The organism is Planotetraspora sp. GP83, from assembly GCF_041262585.1.
In the GTDB taxonomy this organism is placed as follows: domain Bacteria; phylum Actinomycetota; class Actinomycetes; order Streptosporangiales; family Streptosporangiaceae; genus JAOEGB01.
Map to the genome: position 1 here is coordinate 24,782 of NZ_JBGCBZ010000030.1, position 23,211 is coordinate 47,992.

Sequence of the window (23,211 nt, forward strand, 5' to 3'; positions counted from 1 at the left end):
CTGTGGGGTTCGCACTACGGGGTTGCCGCTGTGGAGGGTTCGCGCTGTGGGCGTTCGCGCTTCAGGGGGTTCGCGACTACCGCAACAGGTAGGAGTGCTGGGGCTGCCAGGACAGCCATACCGTGTCGCCGCGCTCGGCCGTGGTCGTGCTGTCGTGCGCGTTCTGCTGGAAGACGGTGATCTCGGCGCCGTCGGCGAGAACCACCGCGTAGCTGTTGGAGGTCCCGAGGTAGACGACCTCCGAGACCATGCCGCGCACGACGCTGAGGTCGCCCCGGGGCTCCTCGGTCGAGATCGTGACCTTCTCGGGGCGCACGGTGAGGTCCAGCCTGTCCCCCACGGAGGCCGTGCCGTCGACGGGAGCGAGGATCCGGTCGCTCGGGCCGAGGTCGAGCACGGCGGTCCCGCCGTTGACCTGGTGTACGGTGCCGCTCAGCAGGTTCGACGTGCCGATGAACCCGGCGACGAACTTGGTCGCGGGCCGCTCGTAGATCTCGCGGGGCCCGGCGAGCTGCTCGACGAGGCCGTCGTTCATGACGGCGATGCGGTCGCTCATCGTGAGCGCCTCGCTCTGGTCGTGGGTCACGTAGACGAACGTGATGCCGACCTCGCGCTGGATGCGCTTGAGCTCGATCTGCATGTGCTGGCGGAGCTTGAGGTCGAGCGCGCCCAGCGGCTCGTCCAGGAGGAGCGCGCGGGGCCGGTTGACCAGGGCGCGGGCGAGGGCGACGCGCTGCTGCTGGCCGCCGGACATCTCCCGCGGGCGGCGCTTCTCGCGGCCGACGAGGTCGACCACCTCGAGGATCTCGCCCACGCGGCGCTTGATCTCGGCGTCGGCGACCTTCTTGCGCCTGAGCCCGAACGCCACGTTCTCCCACACGTCCATGTGCGGGAAGAGGGCGTAGGACTGGAAGACCATGTTGATGTCGCGCTTGTTCGGGGGGACGGCCGTGACGTCCTCCCCGAGGAGCCTGACCACTCCCCGGGTGGGCTCCTCGAACCCGGCGATCATCCGCATGCTGGTGGTCTTGCCGCAACCGGACGGGCCCAGGAGGGAGAAGAACTCCCCTTCGGCGATGGTCAGGCTGACGCCCTTGACCGCCTGTACGACCTCGCCGTGCGAGGTGTACTCCTTGACGACGTGGTCGAGCTCGATGGCGGGCACATCTTGTGAATCGGGGGCAGCCGCGACGGCTGCCCCCGGACCCGCCTGGATCTCTGTCATTCCAGGCTTATCCCTCTTCATTCGATAGGTCGTACGGCTCCCGCCGCGAAACCTATTCGCCGATGTAGTGCATTACGTGCTTAACCCGGGTGTAGTCGTGCAGCCCGAAGACCGACAGATCCTTTCCGTAACCGGAGTGCTTGAAGCCGCCGTGCGGCATCTCCGACACGAAGGGGATGTGCGTGTTGACCCACACGACGCCGAAGTCGAGCCTCTTCGACATCCGCATGGCCCGGCCGTGGTCGGAGGTCCACACCGAGCCGGACAGGCCGTACCGCACGCCGTTGGCCTTGGCCAGGGCGTCGGCCTCGTCGGTGAACGTCTGGATCGTGATGACCGGACCGAAGATCTCGTCCTGCACCATCTCGTCGTCCTGCTGGAGGCCGTCGACGACCGTCGGGGCGAAGAAGTACCCCTTGTCGCCGACCCGGTGGCCGCCGGTGAGGACGGTCGCGTGGCCGGGGACGCGCTGGAAGAACGACTCGACGCGGGCGAGCTGGCCGGCGTTGTTGAGCGGGCCGAAGTACGCGTCCTCGTCGTCGAGGCCGCCCAGCTTCGTGTCGGCGGCGGCCTGAGCGAGCGCGGCGGCGAACTCGTCGTGGATGCTCTCGTGCACCAGCACGCGGCAGGCGGCGGTGCAGTCCTGGCCGGCGTTGTAGAGGCCCGCGCCCGCGATCGCCTCGGCGACGGCGTTGATGTCCTTGACGTCCTCGAAGACGACGACCGGGGCCTTGCCGCCCAGCTCCAGATGGACGCGCTTGAGATCCTCGGCGGCGGACCTGGCGACCGACATGCCCGCGCCGACCGAGCCGGTGATGGCCACCATGCTCGCGCCCGGGTGGCTCACGACCAGGGAGCCGGTCTCGCGGTCGCCGGTGACGACGTTGAACACGCCGGCGGGGAGGACGTCACCGATGATCTCGGCGAGCTTGATCGTCGAGACCGGGGTGGTGTCCGACGGCTTGAGCACGATGGTGTTGCCCGCCGCGAGGGCCGGGGCGATCTTCCAGACGGCCATCATCATCGGGTAGTTCCAGGGGGTGACCTGACCGATGACCCCGATCGGCTCATGCCGGATCATAGAGGTGTGATCGGCGAGAAACTCCCCCGCGGTCGGCCCCTCCAGCGTGCGGGCCGCTCCCGCGAAGAACCGGAAGTGGTCGGCGGCGATCGGCGTCTCGTCCTCGGCCATCCGGGCGCGGGGCTTGCCGGTGTTGCGGCACTCGGCCTCGTTGATCTCGTCGGCATGGGCGTCGATCGCGTCCGCGATCTTCAGCAGCAGCGTCGCGCGCTCGGCGGGCGTCGTCTGCCCCCACGTCTCGAAGGCGGCCGTCGCGGCGGCGTAGGCGGCGTCGACGTCCTCCTGGCCGGACACCGGTGCCTGCGCGTAGACCTCACCGGTCGTGGGGTCGACCACGTCGGAGAAACGACCGCTGACGGCGTCGACGAACTTCCCGTTCACGAAGTTCTGGAGACGGGTGGTCACCGTTGACCTCCTGTTGAGGTGGCTGAGTTGTCGCGACTCTGACAGACGAAAGAACCCACGACAAGGGATTTCGTGGCTAAGATACCAAATTGCTACGGAATCGCTTGACACGAGCGATGCAGCTGACAACATGTCAGACCTGGACGGCAACATGTTAAAAACCGTCCCGTAACACGAGGGCGCTACAGGGCACGCCCGCCAAGAGAGGACACCCCCCAAGGATGACGACTCCGCCAAAGGTACGCGCGGCCGCCAAGGGTGGACCCGTCGTGCTCGACGAGATCTCCAAGCAGATCGTCGAGCAGCTCCAGATGGACGGGCGCAAGCCGTACGCCGCGATCGGCAAGGCGGTGGGGCTGTCGGAGGCGGCGGTGCGCCAGCGGGTGCAGCGGCTCCTGGATCTCGGCGTCATGCAGATCGTCGCGGTCACCGACCCGCTCACGCTCGGCTTCCCCCGGCAGGCGCTGATCGGCATCAAGTGCGAGGGCGATCTGGAGACCGTCGCCGACGAGCTGTCGTCGATCGACGAGATCGACTACGTCGTGCTGACGGCGGGCTCGCTCGACATCATGGTCGAGGTGGTCTGCGAGGGCGACAGCCACCTGCTGGAGATCCTCGGCAAGATCCGGACGATCCCCAGCGTGCGGGCGACCGAGACGTTCGTCTACCTCAAGCTGCACAAGCAGACCTACTCCTGGGGAACCCGCTGATCGGGTTCCTCCAGCGGCGGCAGACCGGCGGTCAGGCCCCGCGTCCGGCTCCGAGCTGGAGCGCGAGCAGGCTGACCAGGTCGTAGGCCACGTGTGAAGCGGCGACCGAGGTGATCTCGGCGTGGTCGTACGCCGGAGAGACCTCCACGACGTCCGCGCCGATCAGGTCGCTTCCCGCCAGCCCGCGCAGGATCTCCAGCAGCTCCCGGCTCGTGAGGCCGCCCGCCTCCGGAGTGCCCGTGCCGGGCGCGTGCGCCGGGTCGAGCACGTCGATGTCGATCGAGACGTACAGCGGCCGCCCGCCGATCCGCCGGCGCAGCGCGTCCGCGATCTCGTCCACGCCCCGGCGCATCACGTCTGCGCTGGTCACGATGCCGAAGCCCATGCGGCGGTCGTCCTCCAGGTCCTTCCTGCCGTAGAGCGGGCCACGGGTGCCGACGTGGCTGAGCGCCTCCGTGTCGAGGATGCCCTCCTCGACGGCCCGGCGGAACGGCGTGCCGTGGGTGTACTCGGCCCCGAAATAGGTGTCCCAGGTGTCCAGGTGGGCGTCGAAGTGCAGCAGCGCCACGGGACCGTGGACCTTGGCGGCGGCGCGCAACAGCGGCAGTGCGATCGTGTGGTCGCCGCCGATCGTGACGAGACGGGCACCGTCGCGCATCAGCGCCGACGCGGCGTCCTCAATCGTCTCAACGGCCTCGTTGATGTCGAACGGGTTGCACGCGATGTCTCCGGCGTCCGCGACCTGCACGGCGTCGAACGGCGAGACGTCGAGCCCCGGGTTGTACGGCCGGAGCAGCCGGCTGGCCTCGCGGACCGCCGAAGGGCCGAACCGGGCGCCCGGCCGGTAGGAGACGCCGCTGTCGAACGGCACGCCGACGACGGCCACATCGGCACGGGGCACCTCGTCCAGTCGCGGCAGGCGCGCGAAGGTCGCCGGGCCCGCGAAGCGGGGAACACGGGAGGAGTCGACGGGCCCCCGAGGCTCGGTCATTCTGCTCAGTCCTTTCGTTCAAGAGCCGGCGGCTCTACGGCTGGGGTGTACGGGCTGGGCGGTCACCGCACCCGGGCGACCGCCCGCACCGGGGCGCCGTCCGCCGCCGCCAGCCGGATCGGCAGCAGGAACACCTCGATCTCCCGGCCCGCCGCCTGTGCGTCGAGGACGGGGTCCAGGTTGCGCAGGTTCTCCGCGATGACGGCGTGGGCCCCGCAGAGGAGGCGGTGCGCCGGGAACTCCTCCGCCGGCGTCGGGTCCACGCTGAGCGCGTCGATCCCCACCGTCCGGACGCCCGACTCGACGATCAGCGCCGCCGCTTCCGGGGTCAGCCAGGGATGGGCGAGGTAGTCGTGGCTCCCCCACCGGGACGCCCATCCGGTGGCGATCAGGAGGATGACTCCGGGCCGGAGCCAGGGCGCCAGGGTCTCTGGGCCGATGGGCGAGCGGGGCGGCAGGCCGCGCGCGTCGGCGACCGCCGCCGGGCCGGCGAACCGGTCCAGCGGCAGGTCGTCGAGCGTGGGGAGGGCGTCGTCGATGTGGTACGGCGCGTCCACGTGGGTGCCGGACTGCGACCCGAGATGGAGGCCGAGGACGTTGACGCCCTCCACCCCCACCGTGAGCGCGCGGGAGACCTCCACCTCGGGGTCTCCCGGATAGACCGGCATCCCGCTCACGATCGGCACCGACAGGTCGATGATCACATTGCCCCCTGGCCGTACACGCCTATGCCTCCGCGAGGAGCTTGCCGGCGTCCACGATAGGCGGCACCGGAGTCTCGGCCGCGCGGGTCAGGCGCGGGCCGGCCGGGCCGTACACAGCGCGTGGTTCGGGGAAGGCGAACAGCAGGCCGAGGTAGAGGACGGCGGCCAGGACGAGGCCGAGCGGAAGCGAGATGTCCACGCCTCCGGCGAGCTCGCCGAACGGCCCCACGTACTGCCCCGGGATGTCGGTGAACAGGATGGCCACGACGGCGGAGATCAGCCAGGCCGACATGCCGCGCCAGTTCCACCCGTGGGAGAACCAGTAGCGCCCGCCGCGCTGGCGCCGGTTGAAGACCTGCAACGCGTCGGGGTCGTACCAGCCGCGCCGGGTGACGTAGCCCAGGATCATGATCACCATCCAGGGCGCCGTGCAGGTGATGATCAGCGTGGCGAACGTCGAGATGCTCGCGGTCAGGTTCGCGGCGAACCGGCCGACGAAGATGAAGACGATCGACAGCGTGCCGATGAACATCGTGGCCTGCACCCGGCTGAACCTCGGGAAGACACTGGAGAAGTCGAGGCCCGTGCCGTACAGCGAGGTCGTGCCCGTGGACATGCCGCCGATCAGGGCGATGAGGCACACCGGCAGGAAATACCAGGCCGGGGCCACGGCCAGGAGGCCGCCGACGTAGTTGGGCGCGGACGGGTCGAGGTACGGCGCGGCCTTGGCGGCGATGATCGACGCGGTCGCGAGGCCGAAGAAGAACGGCAGCACGGTCGCGATCTGGCTCAGGAACGCCGCCGCCATGACGCGCTTGCGGGAAACCGACTCCGGGATGTATCGGGACCAGTCACCCAGGAAGGCCCCGAACGACACCGGGTTCGAAAGCACGATCAGCGCGGCACCGATGAACGACGGCCAGAAGAGCGGGTCGGCCGTGGACTTGAACGTGCCGGGGTAGGACGGATCGAAGTCCCCGGCGAACGCGAACAGGCCCAGCACGAACAGCACCGAGGCGGCCGCCACCGCGATCTTGTTGACGAACAGCATGAAGCGGAAGCCGTACACGCAGACCGTGAGAACCAGGGCGGCGAACAGGCCGTAGGCGACGGCGTAGGTCGCGTCGTTCTGGGGCACCCCGGCCAGGCGGGCGGCCCCGCCCACCAGCGCGTCGCCGGACGACCACACCGAGATCGAGAAGAACGCGATCGCGGTGAGCAGCGACAGGAACGAGCCGACGACCCGCCCGTGGACGCCGAGATGCGCCGAGGAGGAGACCGCGTTGTTCGTGCCGTTGGCGGGGCCGAAGACGGCGAGCGGCGCGAGCAGCAGCGCCCCGACGACCAGGCCGAGGAGCGTGGCCGCGACGCCCTGCCAGAACGAGAGGCCGAACAGGATGGGGAACGAGCCCAGCAGGCACGTGGCGAACGTGTTCGCTCCGCCGAAGGCCACGCGGAACAGGTCAAGAGGACGGGCGGTGCGGTCGGCGTCGGGGATGCGCTCGACCCCGTACGTCTCGATCTCGGTTATCGGGGGTGCCTCGGCCACAGCCTCTCCTCAGGGTTCGCATTATGGGTCAGTGCGCGGCGGGTCAAGCGTGGGGGGTCGATGCGCGGGGGTCGATGCGCGGGGGTCGATGCGCGGGGGTCGATGCGCGGGGGTCGATGCGCGGGGGCGGTGCGTACGGCGGCGCACGGGATGGCGGCTCGCGGAGAAGTCCCTGCTCAGGGGATGTATGTCCAAATTTTCCGACCTGCGGCCCATAAGCGGCAATTGGTGTATTCACGGAGAAATACGGTGTGTCTTGTGGGTGACAACAAGGTGACCGTGGAGGAGCTGGTCCGGTTTCCGGCGCTCCAGCTCCGGGTGATGGCGGGCGAGAACGGCCTCGGCAGGTCGGTTTCCTGGGCCCACGTGAGCGAGCTGGAGGACCCGACGCCCTGGCTGCTCGGGTCGGAGGTCATCATGACGACCGGGATCGGCGTGCCCCGGAGCGCCGCCGCGCAGCGGGCCTACCTGGAGCGGCTGGACGACGCCGGGGTGGCCGCGCTCGCGCTCAGCGCGGGCCTCCACGTGCCGCCGCTGCACAAGGGCTTCTTCGACGCCGCCGAGAAGCGGGGCTTCCCGGTGCTGGAGGTCCCGCTCGCGGTGCCGTTCATCGCCATCGCGCAGGAGGTCGCGGCAGCCGTACAGGAGGACGCGCGGCAGCGGCTCGGCGCGCAGCTCCAGGTGTTCGGCGCGCTGCGCTGGCTGGCGTCGGAAGGGCTCGACGCGGCCGGGGTGTTCAAGCGGCTGGAGCGGCTGTCGGGCTACGACGTCTACCTCAGCACGCCGCAGGGGCGGCCACTGCTGCCCGGAGTGCCCGTTCCCCCGGACGGCGCCGCCCTGCCGTCGTCGCCGGACGCCCCGCCGACGATCCCGGGCGGCTTCGCCCTGCCGGTGCCCGCTCCCGGCGGTCCGGCCGGTTTCCTGGTGGCGTTCGAGCGCGAGGGCGCCCGCCCCGCCGGGCTTGCCGTCGTGCAGCACATCGCGACCGTCGCCGCGCTCCAGGTCGCCATGGTGCGAACCGAGCGCGAGACGCTGCGGCGGCAGGGCGCGGAGACGCTGGCCGACCTGCTGCAGGACCTGCTCGACCCGGCGGCCGCCCGGCGCCGGCTCGTCCGGATGGGCCTGCCGCCGGAGGCCGACGTCGTGCTTCTCGTGGTGCGGAACGCGGCCGATGACGCGGTGGTCCGGGCCTTGGACGACCATCCGCACCTGATGCTCCGCCGCCACCAGGATCTGTACGTGCTGATGCCGCACCTCACGACGGACCCGCCCGCCCGTCCCGGCCACGCCGTAGCCGATCCCGGGGCCACGGGCAGGGGCGGGGTCGATTTCGAGGTGGCGGCGCTGCGGGAGATTCCGGGGATCGCGGTCGGCGTGAGCCGGCCCCTGCCCCCGGGCTCATCCTTGAAGGTGGCCCAGCGGGAGGCGCTGTGGGCGGCGGCGCGGGCCGCCGAGTCGGGCCGGCCCCTGGTGTCGTACGGCGAGGACACCACCGGCCGATGGCTGCCCGACGACACGGGCGTGCTGGCCGGCCTGGTCGAGCACGTGCTCGGCGACGCGCTGCGCTACGACGCCGAGCACGGGTCCGGCCTGGTCGCCTCGGTGCGGACGTGGATGGAACGCGACCGCAGGACCGACGACGCGGCACGTGCGCTGCACATCCATCCCAACACGCTGGCCTACCGGCTCCGCCGCTTCGGCGCGCTCACCGGCCGCGACCTCGCCGCGACCGGTGACTTCGCCGAGGTGTGGCTGGCCATCCGGGCCGGACGCCAGCTCGGGAGGATCTCCTAGAGGGCCGGCTTGCCCTCGTGGTAGAGCCAGGCGTCGAAGAGGCCGTCGAGGTCCTGGCCGGACAGCTTCTCCGCCAGATCCACGAAGTCCTGCGTGGTGACCGTGCCGTGCCGGTTCTCCTCGGTCCAGGCCGGGAGCAGCTTGAAGAACGTCTCGTCGCCGATCTTCTTGCGGAGCGCGTGCAGCGTCATCGCGCCTCGCGTGTAGATCGCGTCGCCGTTGAACATCTCCGCCTTGCCGGGGTCACCGGTCTTGACCTTCCAGAAGCGGCCCTTCTGCTTGTAGAGGCCGGCGAAGGTCTTCTGGGCCGAGGAGCCGCCGTGCTGCTCCTCGTACAGCCACTCGGCGTAGGTGGCGAAGCCCTCGTTGAGCCAGATGTCCCTCCAGCTCCGCAGGCCCACGCTGTCGCCGAACCACTGGTGGGCCAGCTCGTGCACGATCACCAGGTCGTCGCCGGCCATTTGGGAACCGCCGTCGTAGACGGGCCTGCCCTGGGTCTCCAGCGAGTACGCGACGTTGAGCTTGTCGGCGATTCCACCGGTCGAGGAGAACGGGTAGGCGCCGAAGACCTTCGACTCCCACTTGATCGCCTTGGCGGTGGTCCGGTGGAGGTATTTGGCCTGTTTGGCGAGCGCCGGGTCGTAGGCCGTGATGTTGGGCACGCCGTTGACGACGCCCTCGGTGACCTTGAACTTGCCGATCGCGACCATGGCGAGGTACGTCGCCATCGGCTGGGTCATCTCCCACTTCACCGTGGTGTAGCCGTTGCGCACGCCCACGATTCCGGGGTTCTTCGGCTCGCCGTTGGCCAGGACGGTCACGTTGACCGGCGCGGTGACGTGGAAGGTGAAGGTCGCCTTGTCCCTGGGGGTGTCGTTGGCCGGGAACCAGCTCCTCGCGCCGTCCGGCTCGGACAGCACGACCGCGCCGTCCTTGGTGTTGATCCACCCTTCCAGGCCGATCGCCTTGTCATTGATCGCCTTCGGCTTGCCGGCGTAGGACACCTCGACCGTGAACGTGGCCCCCGACCGCAGCCCGCTCTTGGGGGTGATGATGAGCTCTTGGCCCTTGCGGGTGTAGGCGGCCTTCCTGCCGTTCACCTGGACGTTGTGGATCTTGGGTCCGGAGAAGTCGAGGTCGAACCGGGCCAGGTCCTGCGTCGCGGTCGCCGTGATCGTCGCGGTCGCGCTCAGGTGGCGGCTCTTCGGGTCGAACCGCAGGTTGAGGTCGTAATGCCCGACGTCGTAGCCGCCGTTGCCGGCCTTGGGGAAGTACGGGTCGCCCACCCCGGCGGATCCGGGGGTGAAGGTCGCCCTCGCCGCGTCAGCGGCGGCGGCCGGGATCACAGCGGCGGCGAGCAACGAGAAACCGGCGGCGGAAGCGAGCGCCGCGAGGGGGGATCGTCTGCGAAGCATGCGTCCTATCGTGCTGCATTGTCTCACTGAATGTTGACCTGAGCGATGATTACGGCATACACGTCCCGTTCTGCCGCTTTTGGGGGGATGCGTGCTCCGCAGCGGCTACGCGCGGCGCTCCAGGATCTCGGCGATCTGCGCGAGGAAACCGTCCACCTCGCTGATCGCGTAGCCCGCTCGGAACATGACGGTGGCGAAGGTGGCGCTCTTGACCTGCTCCGGCGTCACCGGCCGATCAGCCGCGCCGCGCAAGGTGGCCACCACCCGGTCGAGGAAGGCATCGACCTCGGCCTCCTTGTAGCCCATGCCGAACCTGCCCGGCCGGAACGCCACCCGCTCCACCCTGGCGGCCTCCGTCTCCCACCGGCTCGGCGGGCTGTCGCCCTCGGCCGAGCCGCGCTCCCGGATCGGGGCCGGCTCCCCCGCTGGGCCGTGCTGCCTGGCTGGGCCCGGGTTGCCCGTGGCCCCTTCGGGTGCCAGGCCGGCCTGCCGTACGGCGTGCGCCTGCGGGGCGATCTCCAGCGTCTTCGCGAACTCAGTCTTCGCGAACTCAGTCTTCGCAAGCTCAGGCGCGGCGCCCTCCACCGGGAGGCCAGGCTCCGCAGGCCGTACGGTGTCCTCAGGCCGACGATCGGCGGGCCGTACGACGACGTCCTGAACGGGGCCACGGGACTCGCCAGGACCCGTGACCTGGTCGGCCACAGGGGCACTGGGGGCACTGGGGGCACTGGGGGCTTCGCCGGGACGGCCAGGAAGAGCGGGAAGAGCAGGAAGGGCGGGCGGGGGCTCCGTCTGGGCGGCGCGGCTCTCCATGGCGACGATGAACGCGTCGAGCGCGAAGTCGACGGCGATCTCGTTGTAGCCGCCCAGCTTGACGCCGAACTTGGCGCCCCGGATGTCGTCGGCCGTAACCGGCGGACCCTCCAGGGGGGCACGGCCGAGTGTGCGCTCGATCCTCTGGATCAGCTCGTCGACCTGCTGGGGGTCGTAGCCCAGCCGTACTCCCATGACACGTGGAAAGCGATTCACGCACTCCTCCGGCCCGCCGCTCGGTAAAAGCGACATCCATTGTGTCGGTACGGCGAAGGCAAAAGCGAGCCCTCGTGATCGTCCACACCAAGCGCGATGCAGGAGCATGAACCGATATATCCCGATACGCTGCGGGATCTATGCGCCTCTCTAACTTGTCCTTCCGTTACGGGCGGCGGGATCCGTGGGTGCTGTCCGGCGTGGGGCTGGCCTTCGACCCGGGAGACGTGGTCGAGGTCGTGGGACCCAACGGCACGGGGAAATCCACTCTGCTGCGGCTGTTGGCGGGGCTTCTGAGACCCGTCAAGGGAGCGATCGAGGAGCGCCCCGGCACGGTGGGATACGCCCCGGAACGCTTTCCGGCTGACCAGCCGTTCACGGTGGCCGCCTACCTGCGGCATATGGCCGACATCAGACGCGTGAACCCGGCACGGATCGGCGAGTGGACGGAACGGCTGGGCATGGACCATCTGCTCGGCCGGCGGCTCCCCGAGCTGTCCAAGGGGAGCGCCCACAAGGTCGGCCTTGTCCAGGCGCTGGTCTGCGAGCCCGGGCTGCTCATCCTCGACGAACCCTTCGCGGGCCTCGACGCCGCCACCCGGGCCGAACTGCCCCGGATCATCGGCGAGGTCTCGGCCAGAGGCGGCATCGTGGTCGTGAGCGACCACCAGGGCGGTCTCCGCGCCTTCCCGGCGCTCCGGCGTCACGAGGTCCGAGACGGGACGGTCAGGGACCTCCCGGCGGAGGCCGCGGCCGGTGACGCACCGGCTCATGACGCGGGCGCCCCCATGCCCATGACCGTGCTGGAGGTCGCCGTAGCCGCGCCGAAGGCCGCCGAACTGGCCGACCGCCTGCGCGCCGAGGGCCACGCCGTCCGCGTCACGCGGGAGGCGGCCAGATGATCTCGCTGAAAGCAGCGGTTCCCACGCTCGCCGAGGAGTCGCCGGGATGATCGCCCTCGTCCGGTTCAGAATCGCCGGATACGTGAGGTCGCACCGCGCCCTCCAGCCGCTCATCGGGCTGCTGCCGCTGCTGGCGATTCTCTATGCCACGCCGGTCCCGGCAGGCCAGGAGATCGGCGCCACGGCGGACTCCGCCGGCATCCTCATCCCGGTGTTCGCCTGGGCGGCTCGCGGCTTACTCGACAGCGAGCCGGACGAGCAGCGGATGATCTCCATCACCGCCGTCGGGCGCAGGGAGATCATCAGCGGGATCCTCGCGGCCTACGCCTTCGACCTGGTCCTGGCCGCGATCGCCGAGGCCGCCTTGCTGGCCCGCCTTTCGGCCGGCCCAAGCCCGGTCGTGCTCCTCACGGGCGTGTGCCTGCATTTCCTGGCCGTCACCGCGGGCGTGGCGCTCGGGGCCCTGACCAGCCGCCCCATCCTGCCGTCTCCGGCCGTGTCCAGCCTCGTCCTGATCTTCGGCTATCTCGCGATGCTGCTCCTCAGCGCGTCCGGGGCGCGCTGGCTCACGGTTCCGGTCCTGACCTGGATGAAGGACGGCCACCACGGCGTGCTGCCGGACAACCTGCCGTGGCTCGCCGCCTGGTCGCTGCTCTGGCCCATGGCCGGCCTCGCCGCCTATGCCTGGCTCCGCCGTACCCGTCCGTAGGGCCGCCGGCGACGCTCAGGAGCCGGGGGTGGCGGCGGCGAGCTGGCCGCAGGCGCCGTCGATCTCCCGGCCGCGGGTGTCGCGCACGGTCACCGCGACACCGTGGGACTCGAGACGGCGGACGAACGCGCGCTCGTCCTCGGGGCGCGACGCGGTCCACTTGGAGCCCGGCGTGGGGTTCAGCGGGATGAGGTTGACGTGGACGAGCTTGCCCTTCAGGAGGCGGCCGAGGAGATCCGCCCGCCACTCGTGGTCGTTGATGTCCTTGATCAGCGCGTACTCGATGGAGACGCGGCGCTTGGTCTTGGCCGCGTAGTTCCACGCCGCGTCGAGCACCTCGGCGACCTTCCAGCGGGTGTTGATCGGCACGAGCGTGTCGCGGAGCTCGTCGTCGGGGGCGTGCAGCGAGACGGCGAGCGTCACGGGGAGGCCCTCCCCGGCCAGCTTCTCGATCGCGGGGACCAGGCCCACGGTGGACACGGTGATCCCGCGGGCGGAGATGCCGAGCCCCTCGGGGGCCGGGTCGACGAGGCGGCGCACGGCGCCGATCACGGCCTTGTAGTTGGCCATCGGCTCGCCCATGCCCATGAAGACGACGTTGCTGACGCGGGCGGGGCCACCGGGGACGTCGCCCCGGGCCAGCGAGCGGGCTCCGGCGACGACCTGCTCGACGATCTCGGCCGTGGACATGTTCCGGGTGAGGCCGGCCTGGCCGGTGGCGCAGAACGGGCAGTTCATGCCGCAACCGGCCTGAGAGGAGACGCACATCGTGACGCGGTCCGGATAGCGCATCAGCACCGACTCGACGAGCGAGCCGTCGAAGAGCTTCCACAGCGTCTTGCGGGTCATCCCGTCGTCACAGGTGATCTCCCGGACGGGGCTCAGCAGTGACGGCATGAGCTGGGACACCAGCCGGTCGCGGCTGTCTCCCGGCAGGTCGGTCATCTGCTCGGCCGAGCCGGTGAGCTTGGCGAAGTAGTGCCGCGAGAGCTGATCCGCGCGGAACGGCTTCTCCCCCAGCTCGGCGACGGCGGCCCGGCGCTCGGCCATCGTGAGGTCGGCCAGGTGGCGCTGCGGCTTCGCCCGGCGCGGCGCCACGAAGGTCAGCTGGCCGGTCTTTGGCTGCTCGCTCACGCAAACCCTTCCGATCTCCTGCAGATGCGGTCTTAACGGCTGCGGCAAGCAGCTCTACATTCTCATCTGTGACGGTGTAGTCCCGGCGGTGATCCGGTGGCGATCCCGCGGTGATCCCGGAGGTGAGGCGTGGTCGGCACTGCCATCGTGCTCACCAGCCCCAATCCCTTTGGGAGCCGCACTCTTACCATCGAGCACGACCGGGGGTCCTCCGTAGCTTACCTTCGGGATCCGAAGGGGGCGGTCCACGGAGCGGTCTGGCTGGCCAACCACGTGCCCGCCCCTGAGTCGATCGACCTGGGCCGGGCGAACGCGGGGCTGCCGCCGGTGATGCCCCTCGCCAACACCACACACCCCTCCGGAACGCCGCCACTGGATCCGGCGACGCTGTCGGTGCTCTGGTTCGAGGAGGGCGACGGCGTCGCCCTGTTCGAGAACGACGAGCTCCTGGCCGTCATTCCGGGCTGGGCCGACCTGGAGCGCGGCATGCCCGGGTACGCCAGGGACGCCGTGGGCGAGTCGCCGTTCGCGTGGTCGTTGAGCGAGGCGCTGGAGGGGCTCGCGCCCCGCGTGGCCAAGGCGCGGTCCTACTGGAACTGGCGGGAGGCCGAGGGAAGCTGGGCCTCGTTCCAGCAGTTCGTCATGGGCCACCTGGACGGCAGGCTCGGGCCGCCCGGACGGTTCTGGGACGTGGGCGGCGGCAGGCAGCCCATGGTCGCCGTGAGCGAACGGCCGGCCACCTTCGGGCGGGACTACACCGTGCTGTCCACGGTCGGGATGAGCTGCCAGCGGATGCCGCGGGCCGAGCTCTACGACACGGCCTGCCGGGTGGAGCTGGCCATCGCGACCCGTCAGGACCCGCGGGCCGCCGCGCGGCTGTTCCTCTGGCTGGGCCAGTACCCGTGGAAGTCGGTGACCTGGCTGGGGCACGGCCACACGGCCCGGTGGTTCCAGGACCCCGGAACGTTCCCTCTGCGGGGCGGCCACCAGGGGGTCATCATGCTGGCGGACCCGCCGGGAATGCCAGATCTCAATGGATTCGCGTTCGGTGGCGACGCGGTGCGCTGGCTGTGGCTCGTCCCGGTGACCGACACCGAGCTCCGCCTCGCCTCCGAGCGCGGGCATCAGGTGATCGCGGACCGCCTCGCCGTACAGACCAGGATCTAGCGCACGAAAGAGGGTCAGGAGTCAGCGCACGAAGAAGGTGAGCAGCAGCCAGACCGGGACGAGCGTGAAGAGCAGGGAGTCGAGCCGGTCCATGACCCCGCCGTGGCCGGGCAGGAGCGTGCCCATGTCCTTGATGCCCAGGTCGCGCTTGATCACCGACTCGATGAGGTCGCCGAGGGTCGCGCAGACGACCACGACGGCGCCGACGACGGCGCCCTGCCAGTACGCGCCGTCGAGCAGGAAGTGCACAAGTAACGCCCCGCCGACGACGCACGCCAGGGCAGACCCGGCGAAGCCCTCCCAGGTCTTCTTCGGGCTGATGAGAGGCGACATGCGGTGCTTGCCGAAGAGGATTCCGGCGAAATATCCGCCGATATCGCTGCATACCGTCACAGCGACGAAGATGATCACCCGGTCGGGCCCGTCATCGGGAGCCAGCAGCAGCGGGATGAATCCCGCGAGGAGCGACGGGTAGACGGCGATGAACAGGGCGGCGGTCGCGTCCCTGACGTAGCCCTCCGTCCCCTGGAACATCCGCCAGGCGAGCAGCACCATCACGGTCACGGCGAACGCGCCCAGGAGGAAGTTAGTCCCGCCCCACCAGGGGCCGACGACCATCGCGGCCATGCCCCCGAGCAGCGGGACGAGGGGCACGCGGATGCCCCGGACGGCGAACGCCTTCGACAGCTCGTGGACGCCCACGCCGACCGCCGCGAGGACCACGATCAGGAAGGCGGCCTTGAAGAGGTAGAGCGAGGCGATGACCACGGCGCCCAGCCCGGCGCCCACGCCGATCGCGGCCGGGAGGTTCCGCCCCGTACGGCTCCCGCCTCCGACCGCCGCACCGGGCCCTGTCCCGGGGGTTCCGTCCGGCTGGGGGGCGGGCTCGCCGGACGCCTCCGGCACACGGCCGCCCGCCGGACCCGGCCCGGGGACAGCGTCAGGCCGGGGTCCCGGCTCGCCGTTCGGCTGCGACGCGGGCCCACCGGCGGGTTCCGGGTCGTGCGGCAGACCGTCGCCGGGGCCGTTCATCCCGCGGCCCCGCGTGGCCGGTAGTGGGCCGGCCCCGGAGGGCCTGGCCGTACCCTCCGCGGAGTCACGGTCACCCGCGGCAGCCGTTCCGTCCAAAGCGTCCTACTCCCCTATACACGTGATCCTTGTGCCGCGCTGGTCCCGCCGGGACAGCGCGGCACAAGGATCACGGTTGTCCCAGTGCCCTCAGGTCGTGGTCTCAGACCTCGAGCAGCTCGGCTTCCTTGTGCTTCAGCAGCTCGTCGATCTTGGCGACGTGCTTCTGAGTAAGGTCGTCGAGCTCCTTGACCGCGCGGTGGACGTCGTCCTCGCCGACCTCGCCGTCCTTGACCAGCTTGTCGAGGATCTCCTTGGCGTGGCGGCGGATGTTCCGCACGGAGACCCGGCTGTTCTCGGCCTTGGTGCGGGCGACCTTGATGTACTCCTTGCGGCGCTCCTCCGAAAGCTCTGGGAAGACCACGCGGATCACCGCGCCGTCGTTGCCGGGGTTGACGCCCAGGTCGCTGTCGCGGATGGCCTTCTCGATCGCGGTCATCGCGCCCTTGTCGTAGGGCTGGAGGAGCACCATCCGCGCCTCGGGAACGTGGAAGGACGCGAGCTGCTGGATCGGGGTCGGCGATCCGTAGTAATCCACGTTGATCTTGTTGAACATCGAGGGCGTGACGCGACCGGTGCGGATGCCCGCGAAGTCGTCCTTGGCGACCGTCACCGCCTTGTCCATCTTCTCCTCCGCCTCGAGGAGGGTTTCGTCGATCACTGTGGCTCCCTATTTCCCTGCCGGACTCACCAGCGTGCCGATCTTCTCACCGCGGACCGCCCGCAGGATGTTGCCCTCGCCCATCAGGTCGAAGACCACGATGGGCAGGCCGTTGTCCATGCACAGACTGATCGCGGTGGCGTCCATGACCCCGAGACCACGCGTCAGCACCTCACCGTACTCAAGCTGGTCGAACCGGACCGCGTCGGGGTTCTTCCGCGGGTCCGAGTCGTAGACGCCGTCGACCTGGGTGCCCTTCAGCAGCGCCTCGGCCCCGATCTCCAGGGCGCGCTGCGCGGCGCAGGTGTCGGTCGAGAAGAACGGCGACCCGAGCCCGGCGCCGAAGATGACCACACGGCCCTTCTCCAGGTGCCGGATGGCCCGGCGCGGCAGGAACGGCTCGGCGACCTGCTGCATCGTGATGGCGGTCTGAACGCGGGTGTCGATGCCCCGCTTCTCCAGGAAGTCCTGCAGGGCGAGGCAGTTGATGACCGTCCCGAGCATCCCCATGTAGTCGGCCCGGGCGCGGTCGATGCCGCGCTCCGACAGGGCCGCGCCGCGGAACATGTTGCCGCCGCCGACGACGACGGCCACCTGCACGCCCTCACGGACGGCCTCGGCGATGGAGTCGGCGAGCTGGGCGACGACGAAGGGGTCGATCCCGAGAGGCTCGCCGCCCGCGAAGGCCTCGCCTGACAGCTTCAGCATCACGCGCTTCCAGCGCAGCGGCCCGTCGTACGACGAAGCCGCCGGCGTGGCGGGTCTGGTGTTCTCCTGCACGACGGCGGCCTCCTCGGTTGTGACTTCGACTCAAACGGCTCCTGGCTGTAAGCCTAAGCCTGGCCGACCTTGAAGCGGGTGAAGGCCAGCACCTTTACGCCGGCCTCGTCCGCGACCTTGGCGATCGTCTTCTTGCCGTCCTTCACGAAAGCCTGCTCCAGCAGCGTGAAGTCCTTGTACCAGCCGTTGACGCGGCCATCGACGATCTTGGCGATCGCGGCCTCGGGCTTGCCCTCGTCGCGGGTCATCTGCTCGAAGAGCGACCGCTCCTTCTCGACGACGTCGGCGGGCACCTCGGCCGGGCTGAGGTACTTCGGCGCCATCGCGGCGGCGTGCTGCGCGATGTCCTTGGCGACCTCGGCGTTCGGCTTGTCGAGCTGGACCAGCACACCGACGGCCGGCGGGAGCTGCGGGTCGATCTTGTGCATGTAGGACCCGATGTAGCCGCCCTCAAGCAGCGAGAACCGCCGGATCTCGATCTTCTCGCCCAGCGCGGCGTTGGCCTCGTCGAGAAGCTCCTTGACGGCCTTGCCGTTCAGCTCCGACTCGAGCAGGGCCGGCACGTCGGCGGGCTTGGTGTCGACGATGTGCGCGACGATCTCGGCGGCGAGCTCCTGGAAACGCTCGTTCTTCGCGACGAAGTCGGTCTCGCAGTTGAGCTCCAGCAGCGCGGCGAGGGACTCGCCCTCGTGCTTGACGGCGACGAGGCCGTTGGAGGCGGTGCGGGCCTCACGCTTGCCGACGTCCTTGGCGCCCTTCAGACGCAGGATGTCGATGGCCTTGTCGATGTCCCCCTCGGACTCCTCAAGGGCCTTCTTGCAGTCCATCATGCCGGCGGCGGTCAGCTCACGGAGCCGCTTGACGTCGGCCATGTTCACGGAAGCCATTGTCCTATTTCCTCTTCGGGACCCAGGTGCGAATCAGTGGTGATCTCAGACGTCGGCATGAGATCAGATGTCTCGTGGAGCCGGGTGGGCGCTCTCGCCTGCGCGCGGGCGCCCACCCGGTGGAGCCTTGCGTTCCCGTACGGGGAACGGTGGAACTATGCCTGCTCGTCGGCGGCGGGCGCCTCAGTCGTCTCGGCGGTCTCGCCCGTCTCCCCGGAATCGGCCGACTCGGCGGACTCGCTGGTCTCGCCCGTCTCGCCGGTCTCGGCGGACTCGCTGGTCTCGGCGGCCGGAGCGGCCTCGGCGGTCTCCGGAGCCTCGGCGGCGGCCTCACCGGCGGGGGCGCCCTCGAGCAGCTCCCGCTCCCACTCGGCCAGCGGCTCGGCGGCGGCGACACCGGCCGGCTTCTCGTCACCGCGACCGGCGCCCGCACGGGTCATCAGACCGTCGGCCACGGCGTCCGCGATCACGCGGGTGAGCAGGCTGACGGCGCGGATGGCGTCGTCGTTGCCCGGGATCGGGTAGTCGACCTCGTCCGGGTCGCAGTTGGTGTCGAGGATCGCGACGACCGGGATGCCAAGCTTCTTGGCCTCGTTGATCGCGATGTGTTCCTTCTTGGTGTCCACGATCCAGATGGCGCTGGGAACCCGGGCCATGTCGCGGATGCCGCCGAGGGTGCGCTCCAGCTTGTCCTTCTCGCGGCGGCGCATCAGGAGCTCCTTCTTGGTGAGCCCGGAGCCGGCCACGTTGTCGAAGTCGAGCTCCTCCAGCTCCTTCAGGCGCTGGAGCCGCTTGTGCACGGTCGAGAAGTTGGTGAGCATGCCGCCCAGCCAGCGCTGGTTCACGTACGGCATGCCGACGCGCGACGCCTGCTCGGCGATGGACTCCTGGGCCTGCTTCTTCGTGCCGATGAACATGATGGAGCCGCCGTGCGCGACGGTCTCCTTCACGAAGTCGTAGGCGCGGTCGATGAACGACAGCGACTTCTGCAGGTCGATGATGTAGATGCCGTTGCGCTCGGTGAAGATGAAGCGCTTCATCTTCGGGTTCCACCGGCGAGTCTGGTGGCCGAAGTGAACGCCGCTCTCGAGCAGCTGCCGCATGGTGACGACAGGGGCCATGGTGATGATTTCCTCCATGGTTGTGTGCCGGCTGTTCCTGCCCGGCACTGCCTCGGTTGTCCGTGAGCCCGTCTGCTCACGGCCTGACGCCCCGCGCCGCCCCTGCCGGACGGAATCCGGACCGAGAGGGCGACTCGTGAATGAGCGTGTGAATTTGGCCCACGTAGTTGTAGACCGTCGAACAGTCTACCCGGATCCGCCCCGTCGGTTGACCGGCTCCGTTACCCGCCTCGCCGACCGCCCCCTGATCCGGCCACGTTTCCTACGGGGGCCCGCATCCATGAGGCCGAGTGCTCGCCTGGGCGGGGTGGCGGGCTCGCCCAGTACGGACTGACCCCGTTGATGAGGCCCGGGGGTGTTACATACGTGAGCATGCCGAACTGGCTCGGCATGGTGGCCAGCAGGCCGTCCGTGGAGGGCTCGGGGACGCCGTCGCCGTGGAGCCTGCCGAGCCCGTCCAGCCACCTGGCGGTCCGCGCGAGCGAGACCTCGACCTGCCAGGAGCCTCCTTCGACGGTACGGCGCAGCAGCCCGGCGATCGCGCCGAAGGCCGCCAGGAAGCCGCTGGCGTGGTCGAGGGCCTGCGCCGGCAGCGGATGGGGCCGCGAGCCGTCGCCGTTCTCGTGGGCGATGCCGCAGGCCATCTGGACCAGGCTGTCGAACCCCCTCCTGCCCGCCCACGGACCGCGAGAGCCGTACGCGGAGATCTCCACGGACACGATCCCCGGCCGCGACTCGGCCAGGTCCTCGGGCCCGAACCCCTTCTCGCGCAGCGCGCCGGGCCGGTAGGCCTGGATGACCACGTCGGCCTGCCGTACAAGCTGTCGCAGCGCCTCGGGCTCGGAGCGGAGATCGATGTGACACGAACGCTTACCGAATGCCGTCTCCACGACCAGCCCCGGCACCTCGGGAAGATGGGCGGCCCCCACGCGCAGGACCTCAGCGCCATGGCCGGCGAGGGTCCGGGCGGCCACCGGCCCCGCGATCACCCTGGTCAAGTCGAGGACCCGCACCCCGCTGAGCGGCCGGTCCCCGGCACTCGTGCGAGCGCCCTCCTCTTCCGGTGATGATGGGGCCCGCGACGCCCTCTCAGAGGGCATGGCACGGCCGTGCCGTACCCGATCGGCCGGCTCCGGCAGCCGGGACAGGCCGACCAGCGGCAGCTCGGCCACGGCACGTCCCTGCGGATGCGCGAGCCATTCGGCCCGGGTCCGCATGGCGGCCGCGCAGCCGCCCGCACGGGTCACCGCCTCCTCGATCTCGATCGCGGTACGGCCGGCGCAGACGCGGACGAGATCGTCCTTTCCGGCATGGGCGGACAGCCCGAGACCTTTGAGGGCGGCGTCCCTGTGATGGTCGAAGTTGCAGTGCAGCCTGATCCAGCCGTCCGAGGCGCGGTAGTCGCCCGACAGAGGCGCCCAGGGGTCGAGCGGCGTCCTATCGATCCGGAAATGCCGCTCACTCTGAAAGGCGATCGCCGCGTGCCTGAGGTCGATACCCACCTCAGGGCGGGAGCCGCGCGGCGCGGCAGGCTCGCGGCCGGAACCGAGGGGCTCGTGCTTTCGCTGGCGCCAGTAGGCGGCCGCGGCTGCCGTGGCGGCGGCGATGCCGGCTGCGGCAGCCGTACCGATCATGAATACGGACGGCAGCGCGGGCTCCTCACCGGTCACTTCAACCTCGGGGAGCACGACTCCGGCGTCCTCTCCCAGCTGTTTGATCAGGCCCTCGATCACTGCGGTCCCTCCTTCGGCCGGCTCGTCCACAGTAGCGATCCACAATCCACCGGCTTATCCACAGAAACCGGTTCGGGTGTCCGGGGATGGGGCCTTCTCGACGAACCTCGGCGGCCGGAGGTGGTTTCATGGCCGCGAAAGATCAGCTGGGCAGGCACGGCGAGCAGCTCGCCGCCGACTATCTGGATGCCCTCGGTCTGCGCATCCTCGATCGCAACTGGCGCTGTCCCGAAGGTGAGATCGACATCGTGGCGCGTGACGGCCACGCCCTCGTTGTCGTGGAGGTCAAGACCCGCTCGGGCCGGAGCCACGGGACGGCGTTCGAGGCGGTGACCCGCGACAAACTGCTCAGACTGCGCTCGCTGGCGGGCCGCTGGCTGGCGGCGCGGCCGGAGAGCTTCGACACGATCCGGGTCGATGTCATCGCGCTGGAGCGGTTCGCCGGCGACTTCGCCATCCGCCATGAGCGGGGGGTGATCTGACATGGCCGTGGCGCGGACGCGATGCGTGGCCCTGGTCGGCGTGAACGGGCACATCGTCGAGGTCGAGGCCGACGTGGGGCCCGGGATGGTCGGCACGCATTTCATCGGACTGCTCGACATGGCCATCAGCGAGGCCCGCGGACGCGTCCGGTCAGCGCTGATCAACAGCCGGTTCGACTGGCCGGACGCCCGCGTCACGGTCAGCCTGTTTCCGGCGAGCCTGCCCAAACGCGGGTCGATCTTCGACCTCGCCATCGCGATCGCCGTGCTGGCGGCCGCGGGGGCGGTCCCGGTCCAGCGGGTCGCCGAGCCGGTGTTCCTCGGCGAGCTGGGGCTGGACGGCCGGGTCCGGCCGGTCCGGGGTGTGCTGCCCGCGGCGCTCGCGGCGGCGGAGGCCGGCGCGCGCACCATCGTGGTGCCGTCGCTCAACGCGGCCGAGGCGGCCCTCGTACCGGGGCTCACCGTGGTCCCGGTCGTCAGCCTGGGCGAACTGGTCGAATGGCTGCGCTCCGGCGACCTTCACCGCCTCCCCGTCGTCGCCGACGTCGCCTCACTCAATCCGGACGACGCACCCGCCACCGGGCCGGGCGGAACCCACCTCGGAGCGGGCGAGCCGCCCTCCGGCGGGCCGTACGGCAGGCGTGAGCCGGACATGCGGGATGTCATCGGCCAGCCGGTGGGCCGCAAGGCACTGGAGGTGTGCGCCGCGGGAGGGCACAACCTGTGGATGCTCGGCCCCCCGGGCACCGGCAAGACCATGCTCGCCGAGCGGCTGCCGACGCTGCTGCCTCCTCTGGAGCCTGATCAGGCGCTGGAGGTCACCGCGATCCACTCGGTGGCGGGGACGCTCCCGACCGGCCGGCCACTGCTCACCCGGCCCCCTTTCACAGCGCCTCACCACACCGCGACCGTGGCCGCCGTCGTCGGGGGCGGAAGCGGCGGGCTCATCCGTCCGGGTGCCGTGTCGCTCTCCCACCGGGGCGTGCTCTTCCTCGACGAGGCCCCCGAATTCCAGACCAGGGTGCTGGACTCACTCCGGCAGCCGCTCGAATCCGGGGAGGTCACGATCGCCCGCGCGATGGGCACGATCACCTTCCCCGCGCGGTTCACTCTGGTGCTGGCGGCCAATCCCTGTCCGTGCGGCAATTCCGGCACGCCGGGGCATCCCTGCCGGTGCACGCCGACCGCCCGCCGTCGTTACCTGGCGCGGTTGTCGGGTCCCTTGCTCGACCGGATCGACGTGAAGGTCAGGATCGGCCGCGCGACCCGGGCCGAGCTGCTGGCGGACCGGCATTTCACCGAGCCCAGCCAGGTCGTGGCCGAGAGGGTGCACCTCGCGCGTGAGCGGGCCGCCAAGCGCCTCGCGGGCATGCCCTGGCGCAGCAACGCCGAAGTGGCCTCGGCGGCCCTGCACAACGACTTCCGGCTGTCCGCCGGCGCCCTTGCGCCGCTGCACCGGGGGCTCGACCTGGGCACGCTGAGCGCGCGCGGACTCGACCGCGTTCTGCGCGTGGCCTGGACCCTTTCGGATCTGAGCGGCAAGGACAGGCCGGGCGAGCCCGAGACGTCCGCGGCACTGGCGATGTGGTTGGGGGTGGAGTGAC

General features: G+C 70.2%; 21 protein-coding genes. 7 read left to right on the top strand and 14 right to left on the bottom strand.

The window, feature by feature from the left end:
* Positions 1 to 76: 76 nt before the first annotated feature.
* Positions 77 to 1,225 carry an ABC transporter ATP-binding protein gene (locus ABH927_RS30475; protein WP_370027264.1) on the bottom strand — a complete coding sequence of 383 codons (1,149 nt, stop codon included), beginning with the start codon at positions 1,223 to 1,225 and terminating at the stop codon, positions 77 to 79.
* Positions 1,226 to 1,277: 52 nt separating this feature from the next.
* Positions 1,278 to 2,711: a gamma-aminobutyraldehyde dehydrogenase gene (locus tag ABH927_RS30480; protein ID WP_370027266.1), complete on the bottom strand. Its 1,434-nt coding sequence runs from the start codon at positions 2,709 to 2,711 to the stop codon at positions 1,278 to 1,280.
* Between the two features lie 221 nt (positions 2,712 to 2,932).
* Between ABH927_RS30480 and ABH927_RS30485 the strand changes: the two genes are divergently transcribed.
* Entirely contained in the window at positions 2,933 to 3,421 is a 489-nt protein-coding gene (locus ABH927_RS30485; RefSeq protein ID WP_370027268.1) for an Lrp/AsnC family transcriptional regulator, read from the top strand.
* Between the two features lie 31 nt (positions 3,422 to 3,452).
* On the opposite strand, the gene speB is transcribed toward ABH927_RS30485, so the two are convergent.
* From speB to ABH927_RS30500, 3 genes are all read right to left on the bottom strand, one after another.
* On the bottom strand, positions 3,453 to 4,412 hold the full coding sequence (gene speB / locus ABH927_RS30490; RefSeq protein ID WP_370027270.1) for an agmatinase: 960 nt from the start codon (positions 4,410 to 4,412) through the stop codon (positions 3,453 to 3,455).
* Between the two features lie 62 nt (positions 4,413 to 4,474).
* Entirely contained in the window at positions 4,475 to 5,116 is a 642-nt protein-coding gene (locus ABH927_RS30495) for a cyclase family protein (RefSeq protein ID WP_370027272.1), read from the bottom strand.
* Positions 5,117 to 5,138: 22 nt separating this feature from the next.
* Positions 5,139 to 6,665, bottom strand: coding sequence for a cytosine permease (locus tag ABH927_RS30500; RefSeq protein WP_370027274.1), 1,527 nt, complete (start codon positions 6,663 to 6,665; stop codon positions 5,139 to 5,141).
* A 258-nt stretch (positions 6,666 to 6,923) separates the two neighbouring features.
* Between ABH927_RS30500 and ABH927_RS30505 the strand changes: the two genes are divergently transcribed.
* Positions 6,924 to 8,459, top strand: coding sequence for a PucR family transcriptional regulator (locus ABH927_RS30505; RefSeq protein ID WP_370027275.1), 1,536 nt, complete (start codon positions 6,924 to 6,926; stop codon positions 8,457 to 8,459).
* Here ABH927_RS30505 and ABH927_RS30510 read toward each other — a convergent pair.
* Both ABH927_RS30510 and ABH927_RS30515 read right to left on the bottom strand, forming a co-directional pair.
* A complete protein-coding gene (locus tag ABH927_RS30510; protein ID WP_370027277.1) occupies positions 8,456 to 9,874 on the bottom strand; it encodes a M1 family metallopeptidase in 1,419 nt (472 codons plus the stop codon). The two genes, ABH927_RS30505 and ABH927_RS30510, sit on opposite strands and share 4 nt — an antisense overlap.
* Before the next feature lie 105 nt (positions 9,875 to 9,979).
* Positions 9,980 to 10,882 (bottom strand): DivIVA domain-containing protein, encoded by a 903-nt coding sequence (locus tag ABH927_RS30515; RefSeq protein WP_370027279.1) that lies wholly within the window; start codon positions 10,880 to 10,882, stop codon positions 9,980 to 9,982.
* A 161-nt stretch (positions 10,883 to 11,043) separates the two neighbouring features.
* On the opposite strand from ABH927_RS30515, the gene ABH927_RS30520 reads away from it, so the two are divergent.
* Positions 11,044 to 11,805, top strand: a complete 762-nt coding sequence (locus ABH927_RS30520) for an ATP-binding cassette domain-containing protein (protein ID WP_370027281.1) — start codon at positions 11,044 to 11,046, stop codon at positions 11,803 to 11,805.
* A 46-nt stretch (positions 11,806 to 11,851) separates the two neighbouring features.
* Positions 11,852 to 12,514, top strand: coding sequence for a hypothetical protein (locus ABH927_RS30525; protein WP_370027282.1), 663 nt, complete (start codon positions 11,852 to 11,854; stop codon positions 12,512 to 12,514).
* Positions 12,515 to 12,529: 15 nt separating this feature from the next.
* On the opposite strand, the gene rlmN is transcribed toward ABH927_RS30525, so the two are convergent.
* Entirely contained in the window at positions 12,530 to 13,648 is a 1,119-nt protein-coding gene (rlmN, locus tag ABH927_RS30530) for a 23S rRNA (adenine(2503)-C(2))-methyltransferase RlmN (RefSeq protein WP_370027284.1), read from the bottom strand.
* A 129-nt stretch (positions 13,649 to 13,777) separates the two neighbouring features.
* Between rlmN and ABH927_RS30535 the strand changes: the two genes are divergently transcribed.
* A complete protein-coding gene (locus ABH927_RS30535) occupies positions 13,778 to 14,815 on the top strand; it encodes a suppressor of fused domain protein (protein ID WP_370027286.1) in 1,038 nt (345 codons plus the stop codon).
* Between the two features lie 21 nt (positions 14,816 to 14,836).
* Here the strand turns inward: ABH927_RS30535 and ABH927_RS30540 are convergent, their stop codons facing one another.
* The 6 genes from ABH927_RS30540 to ABH927_RS30565 form a co-directional block, all read right to left on the bottom strand.
* A complete protein-coding gene (locus ABH927_RS30540) occupies positions 14,837 to 15,943 on the bottom strand; it encodes a phosphatidate cytidylyltransferase (protein WP_370027288.1) in 1,107 nt (368 codons plus the stop codon).
* Between the two features lie 103 nt (positions 15,944 to 16,046).
* Positions 16,047 to 16,604: a ribosome recycling factor gene (frr, locus tag ABH927_RS30545; protein ID WP_370027290.1), complete on the bottom strand. Its 558-nt coding sequence runs from the start codon at positions 16,602 to 16,604 to the stop codon at positions 16,047 to 16,049.
* Between the two features lie 9 nt (positions 16,605 to 16,613).
* A complete protein-coding gene (gene pyrH, locus ABH927_RS30550; RefSeq protein WP_261581874.1) occupies positions 16,614 to 17,312 on the bottom strand; it encodes a UMP kinase in 699 nt (232 codons plus the stop codon).
* Between the two features lie 125 nt (positions 17,313 to 17,437).
* The gene (gene tsf, locus ABH927_RS30555; RefSeq protein ID WP_370027292.1) at positions 17,438 to 18,271 is read right to left on the bottom strand and encodes a translation elongation factor Ts; all 834 of its coding nucleotides are present in this window, start codon (positions 18,269 to 18,271) and stop codon (positions 17,438 to 17,440) included.
* 155 nt (positions 18,272 to 18,426) lie between these two features.
* Entirely contained in the window at positions 18,427 to 19,392 is a 966-nt protein-coding gene (rpsB, locus tag ABH927_RS30560) for a 30S ribosomal protein S2 (RefSeq protein WP_370027294.1), read from the bottom strand.
* Between the two features lie 221 nt (positions 19,393 to 19,613).
* Positions 19,614 to 21,125: a CoA transferase gene (locus ABH927_RS30565; protein WP_370027295.1), complete on the bottom strand. Its 1,512-nt coding sequence runs from the start codon at positions 21,123 to 21,125 to the stop codon at positions 19,614 to 19,616.
* A 128-nt stretch (positions 21,126 to 21,253) separates the two neighbouring features.
* On the opposite strand from ABH927_RS30565, the gene ABH927_RS30570 reads away from it, so the two are divergent.
* Positions 21,254 to 21,607, top strand: a complete 354-nt coding sequence (locus ABH927_RS30570; RefSeq protein WP_370027297.1) for a YraN family protein — start codon at positions 21,254 to 21,256, stop codon at positions 21,605 to 21,607.
* Position 21,608: 1 nt separating this feature from the next.
* Complete coding sequence (locus ABH927_RS30575; protein ID WP_370027299.1) at positions 21,609 to 23,210, top strand: YifB family Mg chelatase-like AAA ATPase; 1,602 nt, start codon at positions 21,609 to 21,611, stop codon at positions 23,208 to 23,210.
* Position 23,211 lies beyond the last annotated feature (1 nt).